Genomic DNA, 18,608 nt, shown 5'->3' with positions numbered 1-18,608 from the left:
AGATTTTTGTAAATCCCATCCAAATTCGGATATTCGCAATGAAAACTGGTAAAGAACTGAAACCCGGTACCGTGATCCGTCTCGAAAACGATCCTTGGCTGGTTCAGAAAGCTGAATTCACCAAGTCTGGTCGTAACAGCGCAATCATGAAGACCAAGCTGAAAAACCTGCTGACCGGTTACAAGACCGAGATCGTTTACAGCGCCGACGACAAGCTGGACGACGTAATCCTCGACCGCAAAGAAGCGACCCTGTCCTTCATCAGCGGCGACACCTACACGTTCATGGACACCACCGACTACACCATGTACGAGCTGAACGCTGAAGACATCGAAGCCGTTCTGCCTTTCGTTGAAGAAGGCATGACCGATGTTTGCGAAGCGATCTTCTTCGAAGAGCGTCTGGTTTCCGTAGAACTGCCGACCACCATCGTGCGTGTAGTTGACTACACCGAAGGTTCGGCTCGCGGCGACACTTCCGGCAAGGTGATGAAGCCTGCCAAGCTGAGCAACGGTACTGAGCTGCAAGTTGCTGACTTCATCGAAATCGGTGACAAGATCGAAATCGATACCCGCGAAGGCGGTTCCTACAAAGGCCGTGCTAAATAAGCACTGCTTCAGGAATGAAAAAGCCCGACCATTGAGTCGGGCTTTTTTGTACCTGCCGATATCTTGGGGAATGCTGCAAACCCCCTGTGGGAGCGGGCTTGCTCGCGAAAGCGGTGTGTCGGTCGACAATAATGTTGACTGATGTACCGCCTTCGCGAGCAAGCCCGCTCCCACATTTTTACTGCGTTATTTCTTCAGGTGTTGTTTGAGTTCTTCGGAGGCTTGCAGCATCGCCGAACGCACCGCTGGCACTTGGCTCACCACGTTGAGCAAACCGTAGTCGTGGATCATGCCGTTGTAGCGAACTGCAGTGACCGGCACCCCAGCTTCGTCGAGTTTGCGGGCGTAGGCTTCACCTTCATCGCGCAACACGTCGGCGCCGGCAGTTTGCACCAGGGCAGGTGGCAGGCCCTTGAGTTGCGCAGCGGTCGCCCGCAACGGCGAGGCATAGATCTCGTTACGCTGCTTGGCGTCGGTGGTGTAGTTGTCCCAGAACCACTTCATCATGTTTTTGGTGAGGAAGTGCCCCTCGGCAAACTGGTTGTAGGACGCCGTCTCGAAGCTGGCGTCAGTCACCGGCCACAGCAGCACCTGGAACTTGATCGCCGGCGTGCCCTTGTCTTTGGCCATCAGCGCAACCACTGCCGCCATGTTGCCGCCGACGCTGTTGCCGGCCACGGCCAGACGTTTGCCGTCGACGTTGATCTCTTTACCGTGCTCGGCCACCCATTGGGTTGCGGCGTAAGCCTGGTTGATCGCCACCGGGTAATGCGCTTCCGGTGACGGGGTGTAATTGACGAACACCGCCGCCGCCCCCGAACCGGTAACCAAGTCCCGAACCAGACGCTCGTGGGTCGGGAAATCCCCCAGCACCCAGCCACCGCCGTGAAAGAACATGAACACTGGCAGCGGACCTTTGACCCCGGCGGGCCGGACGATGGTCAGGTTGAGCGGTTGGCCGTCGACTTGAATGGTCTTCTCGCTGACATCAGCTTTTGGCAGCGTCAGTTTCACCCCGGCCTGCGCGCCGACCAGCACGGCGCGGGCTTCTTTAGGCGTGAGTTGTTCCATCGGTTTGCCGGTGCCGGCGTTCAGAACGTCGAGGAACGCCTGGGTGTTGTGTTCAACACCCTCACTTGCGAACGCGCTGTGGATGGACAAGGCGAGAAGGGTACCGGTCAAGACTTTACTGAAAGTGCGCATGTTCGTTTCCTGGTTCGGGCCTGGGAATCAGCGGTTAGACGGTAACGTGCAGGCGCACATCGACGTTGCCACGGGTGGCGTTGGAGTACGGGCAGACCTGGTGTGCAGCGTCGACCAGGCTTTGTGCATCGGCCTGTTCAAGTCCCGGCAAGCTGATGTGCAGGTCGATATCAAGGCCGAAACCGCCAGGGATCTGGCCGATGCCGACGTGGGCGGTGATCGAAGCGTCGTTCGGGATGGTGCGTTTGGTCTGGCTGGCGACGAATTTCAGTGCGCCGATGAAGCAGGCGGAGTAACCGGCTGCGAACAGTTGCTCAGGGTTGGTCGCTGCGCCGCCGGCACCACCGAGTTCTTTTGGGGTGGCGAGTTTGACGTCGAGGATGTTGTCGCTGGAAACCGCACGACCATCACGGCCGCCAGTGGAGGTTGCGATTGCGGTGTAGAGAGTTTGCATGCTGTGAGCCTCATTCGGATTCTGGTGTTTTGCGCTAAATGTTTGCGCGCTAAGTAAGTGCGAAATAAATGTAGCTCGCGAATATTTAGCGCGCAAGATAAATTTTTGAAGAAATTTTGGTTTCAGGGGCGGGCGTAGATTAGATGTGTTGAGCTAGAGCTGTTGCAGCAGGATTTTCAGCGAGGAATTTTTTTACGGGGGGAACGAGGCCGGAAGGGACACCACAAAACAAATGTGGGAGCAAGCTCGCTCCCACAGGGGATTTGTGGTGGTTTGAAGATTACAGGCTGTCTCGCAGATTGCTGCGCAGCTCTTGAAGTTCGTTTTGCAGCTTCTGCAGATGCTCCAGCGTCTGACCGCTGGCGGCGAGGATGCACTGCGGAATGTCACGGGCCTTGTCCCGCAACGCACGACCTTTCTCGGTCAGCTCGACAATCACCACCCGCTCGTCTTCGCGGCTGCGGGTGCGACTGAGCAGGCCTTCGACTTCCAGGCGTTTCAGCAGCGGTGTCAGTGAGCCAGGATCGGTCAGCAGTTGCGCGCTGATTTCACCCACGGTCAAGCCATCCTTTTGCCACAACACCATCATCGCCAAGTACTGCGGATAAGTCAGGCCCAGCGCTTGCAAGAGCGGCTTGTAGACCTTGGTCATCAGCAGCGAAGTGGAATGCAGGGCGAAGCAGATCTGGTTGTCCAGCAGCAGCTCTTCGTAGTTATCCGGGGTGTTGCGCTCGGTGGTCATTTCGAAGCCTTGATCAGTGATCGTCATAAATCTAGCGGGCGAATCTTTAATGCACCAGATAATTCTAGCCTAGTGCCGGTCGAGAGTACTTTGCAGCGCCAGATCCCACGGCGGGATCGGGCTGAAGCGGGTTTTCAGGTACTCCAGCAACAAGCGGCTGCGGGGATTGGGTTGTTGCTCAAGGCGCAAGGCATAAATGCCGGTCGTTTCCGGTGGTGGCAGGCCGTGTTCGCAGAACAGCGGAAGCAGTTCACCGCGTAACAGGTATTCGCTGGTCAACCAGGTTGGCAAGTGTGCGATACCCAGCCCGGCCAATGCGCCGCAGACCAAGGCCTCGGCATTGTTGGCACTCATGCGGATGCGCGCCGGGCGGTGCAAGTGCATCTGCCCGCCCCGTTCGAAGCGCCAGGCGAACGGCGGAGCCAGGCCATCCCAGTCGAGCCCGTCGTGTTCAATCAGCTGCGCCGGATCGGTCGGCACACCACGCCGTTGCAAATACTCGGGGCTGGCGCAGGCAATGCGCACCATACTCGCCAGCGGCGTGGCCACCAGCCGGGTATCGGCCATTTGTCCGGCGCGCAGCACCAGATCGACTTTGCCCAGATTCAAACCCTGCATGTCGACGAAACTGTCGATCAGGTGCAACTGCACATCGAGGCCTGGGTAGAGCATCAGAAAGTCGGCAATCACCGGCGCCAGATGTCGCCGCCCGAACGCTGCCGGTGCATCGATCCGAATCAAGCCTTCCGGTGCGCTGCTCAAGGATACCGCCTCAGCCCGAGCCAGCCGCAGTTCTGCCACGATCCGCCGCGCGCGCTCGGCAAATGCCAAACCCGCCGGGGTTGCGCGCACCGCGTGGGTGCTGCGAATGAACAACTGGCTACCAACGGCGTTTTCCAGGCTGTCGATGCGCCGGGCCACCGCCGAAGGGGTCAGCGGGTGGCGGCGGGACGCGGCGGAAAAACTGCCGGTTTCCAGCACGTCGAGGAACAGACCCAGTTGTTCGGTCAATTGATTGGGGTTCATGGTGGCGTCAGCGCTTGTGCGAAGTTGGCACAGCCATTGTGCGTTGCTGTGCGTTTCCGCGCCAGCGCCGACTGCGTAGGATGAATAGCCTGACGTGAAGGGAAAATCGCCTGTGATTGAGTTTTTGATGTACCTGGTGTTTGGCGCCGCCCTGGGAACCCTCGGTGGGTTATTCGGCATTGGTGGTGGTTTGATTGCGATCCCGCTGCTGGGCGTGTTGTTCGGCCTCGATCAGCAGATTGCCCAAGGCACGGCGCTGGTGATGGTGGTACCCAACGTGATGTTGGCGCTGTGGCGTTATCACCAGCGCAACCGGATTGAATTGCGCCACGCGCTGCCATTGGCTTCGATGGGGTTCTGTTTTGCCTGGATCGGCTCGATCTGGGCGGTGGGCATTGATGCGCAAACCATGCGCGTCGGATTTGTCGCGTTCCTGATTGCCCTGTCGGCCTACAACCTGGTGCGAATGTTCGCCGCCAACGCGCCGGCATCTGCGCAGATGAATTACTCATGGCCATGGCTGGGCGTGCTCGGTGCCGCCTCCGGCACCATGGGCGGGTTATTTGGCGTGGGCGGGGCGGTGGTGGCAACGCCGGTGCTGACCAGCCTGTTCGGCACCAGTCAGGTGGTTGCGCAGGGTTTGTCACTGGCGCTGGCGTTGCCGAGCACGGGTGTCACGCTGGTGACTTACGCGGTGCACCATCAGGTGGACTGGATGATCGGCCTGCCCTTGGCGGTCGGCGGTCTGATGAGCATCAGCTGGGGTGTGAGAATCGCCCACGCACTGCCGGAGCGACTGCTGCGCGGGTTGTTCTGCGGTTTCCTGGTGTTCTGCGCGGTGATGCTCGCCCTTAAAGTTTGAAGCCTTCGACGATGTGTTCGGCCAGGCACTCGGTGATCGGCGACGGGTTGTGCAGGTTGCGCACCAGCATAATGCTGGCCTCGGGCAGAATCGGCAGGTCTTCGGCTTCACCGAGTATGCGCATGTCGGGCGTGATCAGGCTTTCGAGTTGCGCGGTGACGGCCAGTCCGGCGCTGACCACCGCCATGATCGCCGACAGGCTGTCGCTGTTGTACGCCACGCGGTAATCGCGACCCATGGCGTCCAGCGCATTGCAGGCCCACAGCCTGCAGAAGCAATCACTGTTGAACATCGCCAGTGGCAGCGGCGTTTGCTCATGAGCGCTGAAGCATTGCGCCTCGGCCCAGACAAAATGCTCCTTGCGCAGCAACTGGCCGATCTCGTTGCCCGGTTCGCGGGTGACGATGGTCAAGTCCAGGTCCTGGCGTAGCAGCAATTGTTTTGATGATTCGCAGTGCACTTCGATCTGGATCAGCGGATACGTCTGGGCAAATCGCCGCAAAATCCCCGGCAAAAAACGCATCACGTAATCGTCGGGCGTGCCAATGCGCACCATGCCGACCATGTGCGGTTCGCGCAACGTGTTGAACACTTCACTGTGCAACTTGAGGATGCGCCGGGCATAACCCAGCAGCACCTGGCCCTCAGCCGTCAGCCGCACCTGCCGTCCGTCACGCTGGAACAATTGACGCTGCACCACATCCTCTTCCAGCCGCTTCATTTGCATGCTCACGGCGGATTGAGTGCGGTTGACCAACTCGCCGGCGCGGGTAAAGCCGCCCTGGTCGGCGATGGCGACAAAGGTGCGCAGCACTTCGGTGTCGATACTCGGGTAGGCAGACATTCATCAATCTCCGAGATGTATTACATAAGAAACATTCGTTGGATTGATCTTAGTCCCGGCGCGACACTTGAGCCATCCAAACGGAGGGCAACAAGATGAAAGGTCAAAAAGGTTATGTCGACGTAGAAAAACACTCGGTGCACCTGATCTCTGATTTGCTGCACAAATTCAATCGCTGGTACGAACTGCACCGTGAACGTGAAATGTTGGCGGGCATGAGTGATGAAGCGTTGAAGGACATCGGGCTGAGTCGTGCGGATGTCGAGCACGAAACCATCCGCCCATTCTGGGATGACCCGATGCACAAATGAGTTATACACAACTACACAAACCGTCTCCCGGTGAGGTAGGTTGCGAGCAGACAAGGAGATGCTCATGCCCGCAACACTGTCCTTTTCCATCAAACAGGCTCGGCGTCTGGCGCTGGTCGCCCAAGGATTCAACGGGCGCCAGCCGCCAGCGGCGATCAAACCGGTTCAGCTCAATCGTCTGATCGAGCGGCTGGGCATTCTGCAAATCGATTCGGTCAATGCGTTGGTGCGTTCGCACTACCTTCCCTTGTTTTCCCGCCTCGGCAATTACTCATCCGACTTGCTCGACCAGGCTGCCTGGAGTTCGGGCCGGCGGCGCACGCTCTTCGAGTATTGGGGGCATGAAGCCTCGTTGCTGCCCTTGTCGATGTACCCGTTGATGCGCTGGCGAATGCTGCGCGCAACTCGTGGTGAAGATATCTACCAGCAATTGGCACGTTTCGGGCGTGAGAAGCAGGACACGATTCGTCGGGTACTGGCCTCGGTTGAGGAGCTGGGCGCATTGGGTGCCGGAAGCCTGTCGACCCGTCAAGAACGGGCAGGGCCCTGGTGGGACTGGAGCGCGGAAAAGCATGCGCTGGAATGGTTGTTCGCCGCCGGTGAAGTGACCGTGGCCGGGCGGCGCGGGTTCGAGCGGCTTTATGATCTGCCGGAGCGGGTGATTCCTTCGGCGATTCTTGCACAGCCGCTGCTGAGTGAGGCCGAGGCCCAGCGCGGCTTGTTGCTGCATGCCGCGACAGCCTTGGGCGTCGGAACAGAAAAAGACCTGCGCGATTACTTTCGTTTGAGCCCCGGTGATGCCCGTCCGCGCTTGGCGGAACTGGTGGAGGCCGGTGAATTGCTGGCTTGTGAAGTCCAGGGCTGGCGGCAACCGGCCTATTGTCTGCCGGAGCCAAAAGTGCCGCGCAAGGTTGAGGCTAGCGCCTTGCTTTCACCCTTCGACTCACTGATCTGGGAGCGCAGTCGCACCGAGCGTCTGTTCGATTTCCGCTATCGGCTGGAGATTTATACGCCGCAGGACAAGCGGGTCTACGGCTATTACGTGCTGCCGTTTTTGCACAATGAACGGATTGCCGCGCGTGTGGACCTGCGCGCCGAGCGGGCGTTGGGCAGGCTGGCGGTGCACGCCGTGCATGAGGAAGAGCCGGGGCTGGATGAGGAGGGGATGACCGCGTTGGCGGTGAATCTGCGGCGGATGGCGGATTGGCTGGGGCTTGAGCGGGTTCAGTTGAATTGCCCGCGGGCGAGTGCGGCTCGGTTGCGGGTGGCATTGGCAACGATTGGCGCTGATTGAGTTGACGCCATCGCGAGCAGGCTCGCTCCCACATTAGACCGCGTCCGTATGGACAACTCGGTCAACTGTGGGAGCGGGCTTGCTCGCGAAGGGGGCGCTGCGATTTAACGGCGGACTTGCTTCAACGTCTCGGCAATCAAAAACGCCAACTCCAGCGACTGATCGGCATTCATCCGCGGGTCGCAATGGGTGTGATACCGGTCCGACAACCCGTCTTCGGTAATCGGCCGCGCACCGCCAATGCACTCGGTGACATTCTGTCCGGTCATCTCGATGTGGATGCCGCCGGCATACGTGCCTTCCGCTTCGTGAACCTGGAAGAACTGCTTCACTTCGCCAAGGATCTGCGCAAAGTCGCGGGTCTTGTAGCCGCTGCTCGCCTTGATGGTGTTGCCGTGCATCGGGTCGGAACTCCACAGCACTTGCTTGCCTTCGCGTTGCACGGCACGGATCAGTTGCGGCAGGTGATCGCCGACCTTGTTCGCACCCATCCGCGCAATCAGGTTCAGACGACCCGGATCGTTGTCCGGGTTGAGCACATCGATCAGGCGAATCAGGTCTTCGGGGTTCATGCTCGGGCCGACTTTGACCCCGATCGGGTTGTTCACGCCACGCAGGAATTCGACGTGAGCACCGTCGAGCTGACGGGTGCGGTCGCCGATCCACAACATGTGCGCCGAGCAATCGTAGTAATCGTTGGTCAGGCTGTCACGACGCACGAAGGCTTCTTCGTAGTTCAGCAGGAGCGCTTCGTGGGCGGTGAAGAAACTGGTTTCGCGCAGTTGCGGCGAGCTGTCCATGCCGCAGGCGCGCATGAACGCCAGGGTTTCGTCGATGCGATCGGCCAGGTGGCTGTACTTTTCCGCCAGCGCCGAGTTGGCGATGAAGTCCAGGTTCCACTTGTGCACCTGATGCAGGTCGGCAAAACCGCCCTGGGCGAAGGCGCGCAACAGGTTCAGGGTCGCGGTGGACTGGTGGTAGGACTGGAGCAAGCGCTCCGGGTCCGGCACGCGGCTTTTTTCGTCGAAACCGATGCCGTTGACGATGTCGCCACGGTAGGCCGGCAGGGTTACGCCGTCGATGGTTTCATCGTTGGCCGAACGCGGCTTGGCGAATTGCCCTGCCATGCGCCCGACCTTGACCACCGGGCAACCGGCGGCGAAGGTCATGACGATCGCCATTTGCAGCAGGACTTTAAAGGTGTCGCGGATTTTCGCGGCGGAGAACTCGGCGAAGCTTTCGGCGCAGTCGCCGCCCTGCAGCAGAAACGCGCGGCCCTGGGTCACTTCGGCAAACTGACGGCGCAACTCCCGGGCTTCACCGGCAAACACCAGCGGCGGATAACTGGCCAGCGTTTGCTCGACGTGTAGCAAATGCGCTGCGTCGGGGTAGTGGGGTTGTTGCTGGATCGGCAGGGCGCGCCAGCTGTCAGGGCTCCAGGGTTGGCTCATCACGGTCTCTAGTGTTTTACGCTCGGACGGTCATGTTATCAGCAATTAGTGCGTGACCTGTTCCCGTCGCTTCGCGGACAATCGCGCTTTTGCCGCGCCACTCCGCGGTTTTATTGCGTTGCCGGGTCCGGTGACGATCAGGAGACGAAATGACTGAGGAGCGCGTCGAGCATCTGCTCGCCGAGGTACAGGATGAGTTCGGCGTGATTCGCGTGCTGGAAGTGGCCGATTACCGTTTTCTCGAGTTCGGTGATGCCATCGAACAGAGCTGCGTGTTCACGGCTGACCCGAGCTGGCTCGAATACGATTACACCCGGGCGATGCTGATTGGCGCGTTGTGCCACGAGCAGCCGGAAAGCGCGCTGTTCCTCGGCCTCGGTGCTGGCACCCTGACCCAGGCCTGCCTCAAGTTCCTGCCGCTGGAAGACGTCGAAGCCATCGAGCTGCGTCCGGACGTGCCACGCCTGGCCATCGAATACCTTGGGCTGGATGACGATCCGCGACTGTATATCCGGGTGGGCGATGCGCTGAAACTACTCGATACCGCTGAGCCGGCGGATCTGATTTTCGTCGACCTTTATACCGATGTCGGGCCGGGTGTCGGGCATCTGGCGTGGAATTTCCTGGAAAACTGTCAAAAACGCCTGAACCCGGGTGGCTGGCTAGTGATCAATCAGTGGGCCACCGATGATGGCAAACCGTTGGGCGCCGCATTGTTTCGCGGGCTCTATCACCGGCATTACTGGGAACTGCCGGTGAAGGAGGGCAACGTGATTCTGCTAGTGCCTTCGGAGCTGGATCAGGAGCTGGACATGGACGGCTTGATCGCCCGGGCCGAAGGGCTGGCGCCGCGGTTGGGGTATTCGTTGCAGTCGTTGATCAAGGCAATCCGCCCGGCGACTTGATGCGATGAGGTCACCTGTGGCGAGGGGATTTATCCCCGTTGGGCTGCGCAGCAGTCGTAAAATCCGGCTGATGCGGTTTAGCTGTTACCACCGGGTTGAATGGTTTTGGGGCTGCTTCGCAGCCCAACGGGGATAAATCCCCTCGCCACAGAACCCCCTCACCACCGGTTGAACGTCAGCAGCCCTTGAACACACCCGGCCGCTTCTCGATCATCGACCGAACGCCTTCCTTGGCATCCTCACTGGCCAGCAGCTTCTTCGCCAGCGGCTGCAAACCCCGCGCCGCCGCTGTTTCCCCTTCATAACGCGCCTGTCTTGCAGACATCAGCGTCGCCTGAACCCCAAGCGGCGCTTGCCGGGCAATCCGCTCAGCCAGCTCAATCGCCCGTGGTAGCAGATCCTCGCTGGCCATGACTTCCTGCACCAACCCCAGGTGCAACGCCTCATGCGCATCGAATTCATCGCCGGTCAGCAGCCAACGCATGGCATTGCCCCAGCCAGCGACCTGATGCAGGCGTAATGTGGCGCCGCCGAACGGGAAGACCCCGCGTTGCACTTCTTTCTGGGCGAAGCGGGTGTTGCTGGCGCACAGATTGATATCGGCGGCCAGCATCAATTCGATACCGATGGTCAGGCAGTAGCCTTGCGCGGCGACAATCACCGGTTTGCTGACTCTGGGGCCAGCAAATACACCCCACGGATCGCAGCCGCCGGGCGGTGTCTGCCAGTCTTCGGCCAGGGCCGCGCTGGCACTGACCAGGTCCAGTCCTGCGGTGAAATGCTCTCCATGGCCGAACACCACCGCCACCCGCGCCTCGCTGTCGGCCTCGAACTCGCCATAGGCCAGGCTCAGTTCGTTGAGCAGGTCGAGATCGAAGGCGTTGCGTTTGGCCACCCGATCCAGGCCGATCATCAGGACATGACCGTGCCGTTCACGGCTCACGCGACTGGAGCAGGGCTGATTCATGGAGTATTTCCTCGGGCGGGAAGGGGTGGGTAGGGGTATGTGAGACAGCAGGTCTGCCTGATAACGATGAACCGTTTTAGCGCCATCGCCAGCAGGGCCGGGCCTTTGAAAAATAGACCGTTGCACGATTATCCGCAAAGCCTGTGACATAACGGTGTATCCGTCAGTTTTCCGACAAATAATGCTCCCTTTTTGGGCTAATTCCGGTATAGTGCGCGCCGGCCTTTAACCGGGCCGCGTTTAGGTAGCGCAATTCCCCGAAGTCAGCTTCGGCTGCACGTCCGCACAGCGGACTCTCCCTTGACGAATCTTTTTCATTCATTCGTTTTCGCAAATCCCCGCCGACAAAGCAGCCAGGGCGACTCTTGAGTCTTACACGGCATGCGCAGCTTTGGAGCATGGGTCTTTGCGGATGCACTTAGAGGCAGACCCATGACCCAGGAAACCGGCGGCTTCGCCGCTTTTAATCTTAATCCGAATATTCTTGCAGCCGTCATCGCGACTGGCTACGAAGAGCCTTCGGCTATTCAGCAGCAATCGATCCCGATCATCATGGCCGGCCACGACATGATTGGTCAGGCGCAAACCGGTACGGGTAAAACCGCTGCGTTCGCCCTGCCGATCCTGCATCGCATCGATCCTGCCAAGCGCGAGCCGCAAGCCCTGATCCTGGCGCCAACCCGTGAGTTGGCGCTGCAAGTAGCAACCGCTTTCGAAACCTACGCCAAGCAAATGCCGGGCGTTACCGTTGTGGCCGTTTACGGCGGCGCCCCTATGGGTCCACAACTGAAAGCAATCCGTAATGGCGCACAGATCGTTGTCGCCACGCCGGGCCGTCTGTGCGACCACCTGCGTCGCGACGAAAAAGTTCTGTCGACCGTGAACCACCTGGTTCTCGATGAAGCGGACGAAATGTTGAAACTGGGTTTCATGGACGACCTCGAAGTTATCTTCAAGGCCTTGCCTCCAACCCGTCAGACCGTATTGTTCTCGGCTACCTTGCCGCAGTCGATCCGTGCCATTGCCGAACGCCATCTGCGCGATCCGCAACACGTGAAGATCCAGACCAAGACTCAGACCGTTACCGCGATCGAACAGGCTCACCTGTTGGTTCACGCTGACCAGAAGACCTCGGCTGTATTGAGCCTGCTGGAAGTTGAAGATTTCGACGCCCTGATCATGTTCGTGCGCACCAAGCAAGCGACCCTGGACCTGGCCAGTGCCCTGGAAGCCAAAGGCTACAAAGCCGCTGCGCTGAACGGTGACATTGCTCAGAACCAACGTGAGCGCGTGATCGAATCCCTCAAGGATGGCCGTCTGGACATCGTTGTTGCGACCGACGTTGCTGCTCGTGGCCTGGACGTTCCGCGCATCACTCACGTGTTCAACGTTGACATGCCGTACGATCCAGAGTCCTACGTTCACCGTATCGGCCGTACCGGCCGTGCCGGTCGCGAAGGTCGTGCACTGCTGCTGGTGACTCCGCGTGAGCGCCGTATGCTGCAAGTGATCGAGCGTGTAACCGGTCAGAAAGTTGCCGAAGTTCGCCTGCCGGACGCTCAGGCCGTTCTCGATGCTCGCATCAAGAAACTGACCAACAGCCTGTCGCCGCTGGTGGCTGATGCCGAATCGACTCACGGTGATCTGCTGGATCGCCTGACTGCCGACATCGGTTGCACCCCGCGTGCACTGGCCGCTGCTCTGCTGCGCAAGGCAACCAACGCTCAAGCGTTGACCCTGGCTGCCATCGAGAAAGAACGTCCACTGGTGCCGAACAACGCACCGCGTGGCGATCGTCCAGAGCGTACCGGTGATCGTCCGGACCGTGGTGATCGTGAGCGTCGTGCTCCGGTTCCATTGGCCGAAGGTCGTGCTCGTTGCCGTACCGCGCTGGGTGCGCGTGATGGTATCGCTGCCAAGAACCTGCTGGGCGCTATCCTCAATGAGGGTGGTCTGGCTCGCGAAGCAATCGGTCGCATCCAGGTGCGTGACAGCTTCAGCCTCGTTGAGCTACCGGAAGATGGTCTGGAGCGTCTGCTGACCAAGCTGAAGGACACTCGCGTTGCCGGTAAGCAGTTGAAGCTGCGTCGCTATCGCGAAGATTGATCCGCTCTCGGGCTGATTGATCGAACATAAAAAATCCCCGACTGGTTCGGGGATTTTTTTTGTCTGCCGTTTGTAGCAGCTGTCGAGCCTGCGAGGCTGCGTTCGGCGGCGTAGCAGTCGTAATCCCTGTATGCACGGTGTATCAGCAAGATTGCGGTGTCTGATTTCACGACTGCTTCGCAGCCGAACGCAGCCTCGCAGGCTCGGCAGCTGCTACAGATTTAGTCCGCCACTTGGCCGCCGCTTGCCGTCACTACATGCACGCTCATGCGTGGCGTCGCCAGGTCGAGTCCGGCTTCGTCCAGGTGCCGTTTGAGTGACAGGTTGAACGCTCGGGACACTTCCCATTGCTTGATGGGTGCGGTCTTGAACCGGGCACGAAGAATCGCGTTGCCTGACTCGAAGCTCTCGACACCCTGAATCTCCAGTGGCGACCAGATGTTGCGCCGTTGCAGTGGGTCGCTGCGCATCTTCTGACCGACGTCGCGCATCAGTTTGATCGCGTTATCGATGTCCATGTTGGAAGGTATCGCCACCCGGAAAATCGCGTAGCCGAATTCCCGGGAGTAGTTCTTGATGCTTTTGATTTCGCTGAACGGAATGGTATGGACGATGCCGTCGATGTCCCGCAGGCGCACGGTACGAATGGTCAGCCCTTCGACGGTGCCCAAGTGGCCGCCAACGTCCACGTAGTCGTCGATGGCCAGCGAGTCTTCGATGATGATGAACAGCCCGGTGATCAGGTCCGCCACCAGCGACTGTGCACCGAAACCGATGGCCAGACCGATCACGCCGGCACCGGCCAGCAATGGTGTGACGTTCATGCCCATGTTCGCCAGGGCGACGATCAGCGCAATGATGAAAATCGCTACGAACAACACGTTGCGGATCAGCGGCATCATTGTCTGCGCGCGGGCATTTGCCAGGCCTTTGCGCGAGCGGGTGAGGGCGTGGTGCACGGCGGTGTCGCTGAGAATCCAGATCAGCCAGGCAAAAATCAGCGTGCCGCCAAGGCTGAACAGTTTGACGCTGACTTCATGACCTTCGCCTTCGGTGAAGCGGATCAGCGACATGCCCCAGACCCGCAGGCCGAGTTCGATGAACGCGAGCCACACCACCAAATGAGCGAGTGTGTAGAAGAAGCTTTTCAGGCGCTCCGAATACAGCGCATGATGCTTCACGCCGCGCTGTGGTTTGAGTGAATGGCGGCGCACGAGGCCGTTGATGACCATGCACAACACCAGCAGCACCGTGCAGATCAGCGACTGACGCAACGCGGTGCTGGTATCGCCGGCCGAGACGAACGTGGCGAACAGCGAAATACCCACCAGCACCAGCGCCGGCATGTACCAAAAGGTGCCGAGAATCTCGATCGTGTCGCTGAGGGCGCGGCGGGTCAGGCGTCGGGACAGCGGTTGGTTGCGAATCAAGTGGGCGATCGGGCGCCGGAACCGCAGGATGAACAGCCCCGTAGACAACGCTGCCAGTACGTTGGCGACCGTCGCGGCGGTGTGCGCCAGATGAGTGCCAAGGCTTTCGACCAGTCGCGGATCGCTCAGGGCTTCACCGAAGGCTGCGAAACTGCCGATCAGCCACAGCGGCCGAAAGGCTTGATGCCGCAGGATGTACAGGGCGCGATGGCGGTGTGGGCCGTCGAGCAGCGAAAAGGCGATCACGCAGATCGCCGAAAAACAGGTGCCGACCACCAGCGCATAAGCCAGCACCATCGCCAGGCTTTTGCCCAGTGACGAGGGCAGGGCGTAGCTCATGTAGACCGTCATCACCAAAGCAATCAGCCACGGCCCGAGTTTGCGCAGGGCGAAGCGCAGCATGTCCAGGGCCTTGGGGTGCTGCGGCAGTTCTTCGGTCAGGCCGAAGCGCATCCGCACCCGGTGGCTGACCCAGATCAGCGCGGCGGCCAGCAAACTCCAGAGCATCAGGATCATGGCAAAGGCAAAGATGATCGGCAGCCATTCATTGGCTGGCAGCACCAGCGCTGTCAGTTCATCCTCAGCCAGTTTGAACTCTTCGGACCAGCGAGTGAGAGGGCTGTCGGCGCCTGAAAACTGTTTTTCGAAACTGGCCAGGGTGCCACCGATCAGTCCCAGGACGCCTACTTCGGTGGCCGGCTGGGCTTTTTTGGTGACATCGCGCAGCTTCTTCAAATCCGCCAGCAATTTGGTGCGTTGCTGATCGTTCTCCAGCGACTTGATGACTTCGTCCAGGGATTGCCCCAAGGGCTCTTGCGCCTCAGGCTGTTTTGCCGAGCTGTTGAGCAGGCCAGGCAAGCCGACCGCCTGGGCGGGCGCCATCGGCAGCAGCGTCATGAGGCAGACAAGGAATAAACACGGCAGGGCAAAAAGGCGAGCGAACACTAGGCGGTCAACCTCGGGATGAGCGGATCGGCCGAGTGTACGAGCCCGCCAAAATCAATGCGAGCCAGGGTGAGGATTTATTCGTTGAGTTTGGCGAGGATCTTGAACACCACGGTGGCGAGGATCATCAACATGCCGATCCACATCGCGAACACGCCGATGTTCTTGTCGCGAAAATTGAAGCCGATTGCCAGCATGATCATCCCGGCAAGAATCGGGATCAGCATGGCGTGAAATGAAGACATCGAGATCATGAGCGACTGCCTTGTCGAAAGGGGTATTGAAAGTGTAGGAGCTGTCGAGTGAAACGAGGCTGCGATCTTTTGACTTTGCTATTTAAAAACAAGATCAAAAGATCGCAGCCTCGTTTCTCTCGACAGCTCCTACCAGCTCCTGCACGGGTTATGGCAGCTCGCGGCAGGCGTAAAACGCGCTCAACACTTTGACCAGGTGCGCCAGGTCATGGCTGCCGCACAGTTCACGGATCGAGTGCATGGCGAAGGTTGGCAGGCCGATGTCCACGGTGCGCACGCCCAGGTGGCTGGCGGTGATCGGGCCGATGGTCGAGCCGCAACCCATGTCGCTGCGCACTACGAAGCTCTGCACCGGCACTTCTTCGGCCATGCACAGGTGGCGGAAGAACCCGGCGGTTTCGCTGTTGGTGGCGTAGCGCTGGTTGCTGTTGACCTTGATCACCGGGCCGGCGTTGAGTTTCGGGCCGTGATTGGCATCGTGCTTGTCAGCGTAGTTGGGGTGCACGCCGTGGGCGTTGTCAGCCGAGACCAGCAGGGATTTCTGAATGGTGCGGACGAATTCATCACCTTCGGGCAACAGACGACGCAGTGTTTGCTCAAGCATCGGGCCGTCGGCACCGCAGGCTGAACAGGAGCCGACTTCTTCGTGATCGTTGCAGACCAGCACGCAGGTTTCGTCGGTTTCGGTGGTCAGCAAGGCTTGCAGGCCGGCGTAGCACGACAGCAAATTGTCCAGGCGTGCGCCGGCGATAAAGTCGCCATGCAGGCCGATGACCGCAGCGCTTTGGGTGTCGTAGAAGCTCAGCTCATAGTCGAGCACCACGTCAGCGTTCAGGCCGTGTTCGCGGGCGAGTTGATCGGTGAGCACGGCACGGAAGTCCACGCGCTCGTCACCGGCAAATTGCGCAAGGATTGGCGGCAGTTCGGTCTGGGCGTTGATCGCCCAGCCCATGTTGGCTTCACGGTTCAGGTGAATGGCCAGGTTCGGGATGATGGCGATCGGCGCCTTGAAGTCGACCAGCTGGCTCTCGACCTTGCCGTCACGGCGGAAGGTCACGCGGCCGGCCAGGGACAGGTCGCGGTCGAACCATGGCGCCAGCAGTGCACCGCCATAGACTTCGACGCCCAGTTGCCAGAAGCCCTGGCGTTGCAGTTCCGGCTGGGGTTTGACCCGCAGGCACGGGCTGTCGGTGTGCGCGCCAACCAGGCGAATGCCGCCGTGCAGGGGCGAATGACGGCCCATCTTGAACGCAACGATCGACGAGTCGTTACGGGTGACGTAGTAACGACCGTTGGCTTCGGTGGTCCATGGCTCGCGCTCGTCAAGGCGTTGATAGCCCGCCGCTTCCAGGCGCTGAACAAGGCTGGCGGTGGCATGGAATGGGGTAGGGGAGGCCTTGAGGAAATCGATCAGGCCTTGGTTCAACTCTTCGCGCATAAGTAGCTCCAGACAGCAATGGCGCAAGTTTAACGTATTGGCTCACGGCATTGCAGAGACAATGCCGTTCGACGTACGCCAGCTGCCGATTGGCGAAGAGGATGAGTCAACCGGTGATCAGCTTGCCATTGAGGAACACTTCGCGACGTTGCTTGCGGCCTACATATTCATGTTTGCTCGCGAGGTACACTTCGTTGAATTTTTCCTTCGAGATGCCCGGGATCTGTCGAATGTATTCGTCCACCAGTCGGTCATAGGCGGCTTCGGTGATGAACTTATAGATGTCCCGGCGATAGAAAAAGCCCAGTTGAAAACCGAGGGTTTCGCTTTGATGGTTTGTCTGCCCGACAAAGCAGTTTTCAAAGTCGATGGCTTTGAGTGGGGTCCGCGACGTTTCCGGGGTCATGATGTTTCCAGCCCAGAAATCCATGTGCGTGATGTTCTTGCGTGACAAGGAGCTCAGCAATTCGAAGGCATCGAGAATGAATGTTTCGACGCTGTCCGGGTTGCGTTTAAGCCATTGCACACCGTCGATATGATCGTCGAGCAGGCGCGTGATAATGAAATACTCCTGGGTCAGCCCCAGTCGGTCCTTGGTGTAACCGAACCCTTGCAGCGGCGGCATTTGTACGCCACGGCGTTGTGCTTCGAGCGTATTGATCAACTCTTCCAGCGGCCAGTCGAATCGGCCATTGCGCTGTGGTTTGCCAAAGGTGACCCGCACTTTTGCCTTCAAGGTATCCAGCGTGTGGACCTTGGCAAACAGCGGCGAATCGCCGGAGACCAGCGGCGCGCTCGCACGGGGGAGCTTGCGGGCGCGTCGTTTGTGTATGAGCTGTTCAAGCGCCTGTTGTGCTTCGGCTGAAGGCTGCTCGCTAAGGTGCAGCGTGGTGTTGAACAGGCAGAAGGTGAACGGGAAGTCGTCTTGGAATGTCTTGTTGCTGAGCACAAGGGCTTCCTGCCTGAAAACAAAGTGCGGTTATTTTACGTTTCATTACAAATTCATGACAATATTTTCACGCCATGTTCACGTCGATTTGTAACAAGAAATAAAAAACGCCCTTCAATGGAAGGGCGTTTTTTGGTTCGCCGGTTGCTTAAAAAGGAGCAGGACACTCGAAGCGCAAGCGTTCGCCGCTTTGCGGGTGAGTGAAGCTCAGCATGCTCGCGTGCAAACATAGTCGTGGCCAGGCCGCCAATGCTTGCTCGTGGGCATACAGCCCGTCACCCAGCAGTGGGTGGCCGATGGAAAGCATGTGCACGCGCAACTGATGGGAGCGGCCGGTGATCGGCGTCAATTCGACACGACACCAATCGCCGCAACGCTCCAGTACGCGCCAGAAGGTCAGGGCGTGTTTGCCCAATTCATGGTCCACCACATGGCGTGGCTTGGTCGGTGGGTCGTAGCGCAAGGGCAGATCGATGCTGCCACTGTCCAGTTCCGGCTGACCCCAGCACAGGGCGGTGTAGGCCTTTTCGGTTTCGCGGTCATGAAATTGCCGAGACAGCTCGCGATGCGTGTCCGGATCACGGGCCAACAGAATAATGCCGGAAGTTTCCCAGTCCAGCCGATGGACGATTCGTGCTTCCGGGTAGCCGTTTTCCTGCAGGCGGGTAATCAGGCAGTCCTTGTTGTCATCGGCCCGCCCAGGGACGGAGAGCAGCAGGGTCGGTTTGTTCACCACCAGTACGGCGGCGTCCTGATGGATGATGCGGATGTTGGACAGCGGCATTAAAACAGCCTCGTAACAAACGCCAACGGCGACTC

The 18,608-nt window shown here is 59.4% G+C and carries 18 protein-coding genes; 6 read left to right on the top strand and 12 right to left on the bottom strand.

The window, feature by feature from the left end; translation table 11 throughout:
• The first annotated feature begins 38 nt into the window (after positions 1–38).
• Positions 39–608 carry an elongation factor P gene (locus ACSQ87_RS21915; protein ID WP_028619992.1) on the top strand — a complete coding sequence of 190 codons (570 nt, stop codon included), beginning with the start codon at positions 39–41 and terminating at the stop codon, positions 606–608.
• Between the two features lie 186 nt (positions 609–794).
• Here ACSQ87_RS21915 and ACSQ87_RS21910 read toward each other — a convergent pair whose 3' ends face one another.
• From ACSQ87_RS21910 to ACSQ87_RS21895, 4 genes are all read right to left on the bottom strand, one after another.
• Complete coding sequence (locus ACSQ87_RS21910; RefSeq protein ID WP_223430590.1) at positions 795–1,811, bottom strand: alpha/beta hydrolase; 1,017 nt, start codon at positions 1,809–1,811, stop codon at positions 795–797.
• A 34-nt stretch (positions 1,812–1,845) separates the two neighbouring features.
• Positions 1,846–2,265, bottom strand: coding sequence for an organic hydroperoxide resistance protein (locus ACSQ87_RS21905; protein WP_027925717.1), 420 nt, complete (start codon positions 2,263–2,265; stop codon positions 1,846–1,848).
• Between the two features lie 280 nt (positions 2,266–2,545).
• Positions 2,546–3,007: a MarR family winged helix-turn-helix transcriptional regulator gene (locus ACSQ87_RS21900; protein ID WP_223430687.1), complete on the bottom strand. Its 462-nt coding sequence runs from the start codon at positions 3,005–3,007 to the stop codon at positions 2,546–2,548.
• A gap of 69 nt (positions 3,008–3,076) precedes the next feature.
• Positions 3,077–4,033 carry a LysR family transcriptional regulator gene (locus ACSQ87_RS21895; RefSeq protein ID WP_223430589.1) on the bottom strand — a complete coding sequence of 319 codons (957 nt, stop codon included), beginning with the start codon at positions 4,031–4,033 and terminating at the stop codon, positions 3,077–3,079.
• A gap of 112 nt (positions 4,034–4,145) precedes the next feature.
• On the opposite strand from ACSQ87_RS21895, the gene ACSQ87_RS21890 reads away from it, so the two are divergent.
• On the top strand, positions 4,146–4,895 hold the full coding sequence (locus ACSQ87_RS21890; protein WP_436274361.1) for a sulfite exporter TauE/SafE family protein: 750 nt from the start codon (positions 4,146–4,148) through the stop codon (positions 4,893–4,895).
• On the opposite strand, the gene ACSQ87_RS21885 is transcribed toward ACSQ87_RS21890, so the two are convergent.
• Positions 4,885–5,739 carry a LysR substrate-binding domain-containing protein gene (locus tag ACSQ87_RS21885; RefSeq protein ID WP_134099215.1) on the bottom strand — a complete coding sequence of 285 codons (855 nt, stop codon included), beginning with the start codon at positions 5,737–5,739 and terminating at the stop codon, positions 4,885–4,887. The genes ACSQ87_RS21890 and ACSQ87_RS21885 overlap by 11 nt on opposite strands.
• A 95-nt stretch (positions 5,740–5,834) precedes the next feature.
• On the opposite strand from ACSQ87_RS21885, the gene ACSQ87_RS21880 reads away from it, so the two are divergent.
• Both ACSQ87_RS21880 and ACSQ87_RS21875 read left to right on the top strand, forming a co-directional pair.
• Complete coding sequence (locus tag ACSQ87_RS21880; protein WP_008146193.1) at positions 5,835–6,050, top strand: DUF1127 domain-containing protein; 216 nt, start codon at positions 5,835–5,837, stop codon at positions 6,048–6,050.
• Between the two features lie 64 nt (positions 6,051–6,114).
• Positions 6,115–7,344: a winged helix-turn-helix domain-containing protein gene (locus tag ACSQ87_RS21875; protein ID WP_223430586.1), complete on the top strand. Its 1,230-nt coding sequence runs from the start codon at positions 6,115–6,117 to the stop codon at positions 7,342–7,344.
• Between the two features lie 104 nt (positions 7,345–7,448).
• Here the strand turns inward: ACSQ87_RS21875 and ACSQ87_RS21870 are convergent, their stop codons facing one another.
• A complete protein-coding gene (locus ACSQ87_RS21870; protein ID WP_008031425.1) occupies positions 7,449–8,795 on the bottom strand; it encodes a class II 3-deoxy-7-phosphoheptulonate synthase in 1,347 nt (448 codons plus the stop codon).
• 149 nt (positions 8,796–8,944) lie between these two features.
• Between ACSQ87_RS21870 and ACSQ87_RS21865 the strand changes: the two genes are divergently transcribed.
• Entirely contained in the window at positions 8,945–9,700 is a 756-nt protein-coding gene (locus ACSQ87_RS21865; RefSeq protein ID WP_436274360.1) for a spermidine synthase, read from the top strand.
• A 175-nt stretch (positions 9,701–9,875) separates the two neighbouring features.
• Here the strand turns inward: ACSQ87_RS21865 and ACSQ87_RS21860 are convergent, their stop codons facing one another.
• Positions 9,876–10,667: a crotonase/enoyl-CoA hydratase family protein gene (locus ACSQ87_RS21860; RefSeq protein WP_436274359.1), complete on the bottom strand. Its 792-nt coding sequence runs from the start codon at positions 10,665–10,667 to the stop codon at positions 9,876–9,878.
• A 432-nt stretch (positions 10,668–11,099) separates the two neighbouring features.
• On the opposite strand from ACSQ87_RS21860, the gene ACSQ87_RS21855 reads away from it, so the two are divergent.
• Positions 11,100–12,773: a DEAD/DEAH box helicase gene (locus ACSQ87_RS21855; RefSeq protein WP_008146183.1), complete on the top strand. Its 1,674-nt coding sequence runs from the start codon at positions 11,100–11,102 to the stop codon at positions 12,771–12,773.
• Between the two features lie 221 nt (positions 12,774–12,994).
• On the opposite strand, the gene ACSQ87_RS21850 is transcribed toward ACSQ87_RS21855, so the two are convergent.
• The 5 genes from ACSQ87_RS21850 to ACSQ87_RS21830 form a co-directional block, all read right to left on the bottom strand.
• On the bottom strand, positions 12,995–15,148 hold the full coding sequence (locus tag ACSQ87_RS21850; protein WP_436274358.1) for a mechanosensitive ion channel family protein: 2,154 nt from the start codon (positions 15,146–15,148) through the stop codon (positions 12,995–12,997).
• 77 nt (positions 15,149–15,225) lie between these two features.
• Entirely contained in the window at positions 15,226–15,393 is a 168-nt protein-coding gene (locus ACSQ87_RS21845; RefSeq protein WP_223430688.1) for a hypothetical protein, read from the bottom strand.
• 157 nt (positions 15,394–15,550) lie between these two features.
• Positions 15,551–16,840: a M18 family aminopeptidase gene (locus ACSQ87_RS21840; RefSeq protein WP_046047516.1), complete on the bottom strand. Its 1,290-nt coding sequence runs from the start codon at positions 16,838–16,840 to the stop codon at positions 15,551–15,553.
• Positions 16,841–16,946: 106 nt separating this feature from the next.
• Positions 16,947–17,789 (bottom strand): hypothetical protein, encoded by an 843-nt coding sequence (locus ACSQ87_RS21835; RefSeq protein WP_436274357.1) that lies wholly within the window; start codon positions 17,787–17,789, stop codon positions 16,947–16,949.
• Positions 17,790–17,937: 148 nt separating this feature from the next.
• Positions 17,938–18,573, bottom strand: a complete 636-nt coding sequence (locus tag ACSQ87_RS21830; RefSeq protein ID WP_150656323.1) for an RluA family pseudouridine synthase — start codon at positions 18,571–18,573, stop codon at positions 17,938–17,940.
• Positions 18,574–18,608: the final 35 nt, after the last annotated feature.

It is taken from the genome of Pseudomonas sp. LjRoot277 (assembly GCF_964253845.1).
Classification (GTDB): Bacteria; Pseudomonadota; Gammaproteobacteria; order Pseudomonadales; family Pseudomonadaceae; genus Aquipseudomonas.
Note: the sequence above shows the minus strand (reverse complement) of the source record. Positions and strands in the feature narration are given on the sequence as shown.

Coding starts and splice junctions, on each gene's coding strand:
- ACSQ87_RS21915 (WP_028619992.1), top strand. CDS start 39: ATGAAAACTGGTAAAGAACTGAAACCCGGTACCGTGATCCGTCTCGAA.
- ACSQ87_RS21910 (WP_223430590.1), bottom strand. CDS start 1,811: ATGCGCACTTTCAGTAAAGTCTTGACCGGTACCCTTCTCGCCTTGTCC.
- ACSQ87_RS21905 (WP_027925717.1), bottom strand. CDS start 2,265: ATGCAAACTCTCTACACCGCAATCGCAACCTCCACTGGCGGCCGTGAT.
- ACSQ87_RS21900 (WP_223430687.1), bottom strand. CDS start 3,007: ATGACCACCGAGCGCAACACCCCGGATAACTACGAAGAGCTGCTGCTG.
- ACSQ87_RS21895 (WP_223430589.1), bottom strand. CDS start 4,033: ATGAACCCCAATCAATTGACCGAACAACTGGGTCTGTTCCTCGACGTG.
- ACSQ87_RS21885 (WP_134099215.1), bottom strand. CDS start 5,739: ATGTCTGCCTACCCGAGTATCGACACCGAAGTGCTGCGCACCTTTGTC.
- ACSQ87_RS21880 (WP_008146193.1), top strand. CDS start 5,835: ATGAAAGGTCAAAAAGGTTATGTCGACGTAGAAAAACACTCGGTGCAC.
- ACSQ87_RS21875 (WP_223430586.1), top strand. CDS start 6,115: ATGCCCGCAACACTGTCCTTTTCCATCAAACAGGCTCGGCGTCTGGCG.
- ACSQ87_RS21870 (WP_008031425.1), bottom strand. CDS start 8,795: ATGAGCCAACCCTGGAGCCCTGACAGCTGGCGCGCCCTGCCGATCCAG.
- ACSQ87_RS21865 (WP_436274360.1), top strand. CDS start 8,945: ATGACTGAGGAGCGCGTCGAGCATCTGCTCGCCGAGGTACAGGATGAG.
- ACSQ87_RS21860 (WP_436274359.1), bottom strand. CDS start 10,667: ATGAATCAGCCCTGCTCCAGTCGCGTGAGCCGTGAACGGCACGGTCAT.
- ACSQ87_RS21855 (WP_008146183.1), top strand. CDS start 11,100: ATGACCCAGGAAACCGGCGGCTTCGCCGCTTTTAATCTTAATCCGAAT.
- ACSQ87_RS21845 (WP_223430688.1), bottom strand. CDS start 15,393: ATGTCTTCATTTCACGCCATGCTGATCCCGATTCTTGCCGGGATGATC.
- ACSQ87_RS21840 (WP_046047516.1), bottom strand. CDS start 16,840: ATGCGCGAAGAGTTGAACCAAGGCCTGATCGATTTCCTCAAGGCCTCC.
- ACSQ87_RS21830 (WP_150656323.1), bottom strand. CDS start 18,573: ATGCCGCTGTCCAACATCCGCATCATCCATCAGGACGCCGCCGTACTG.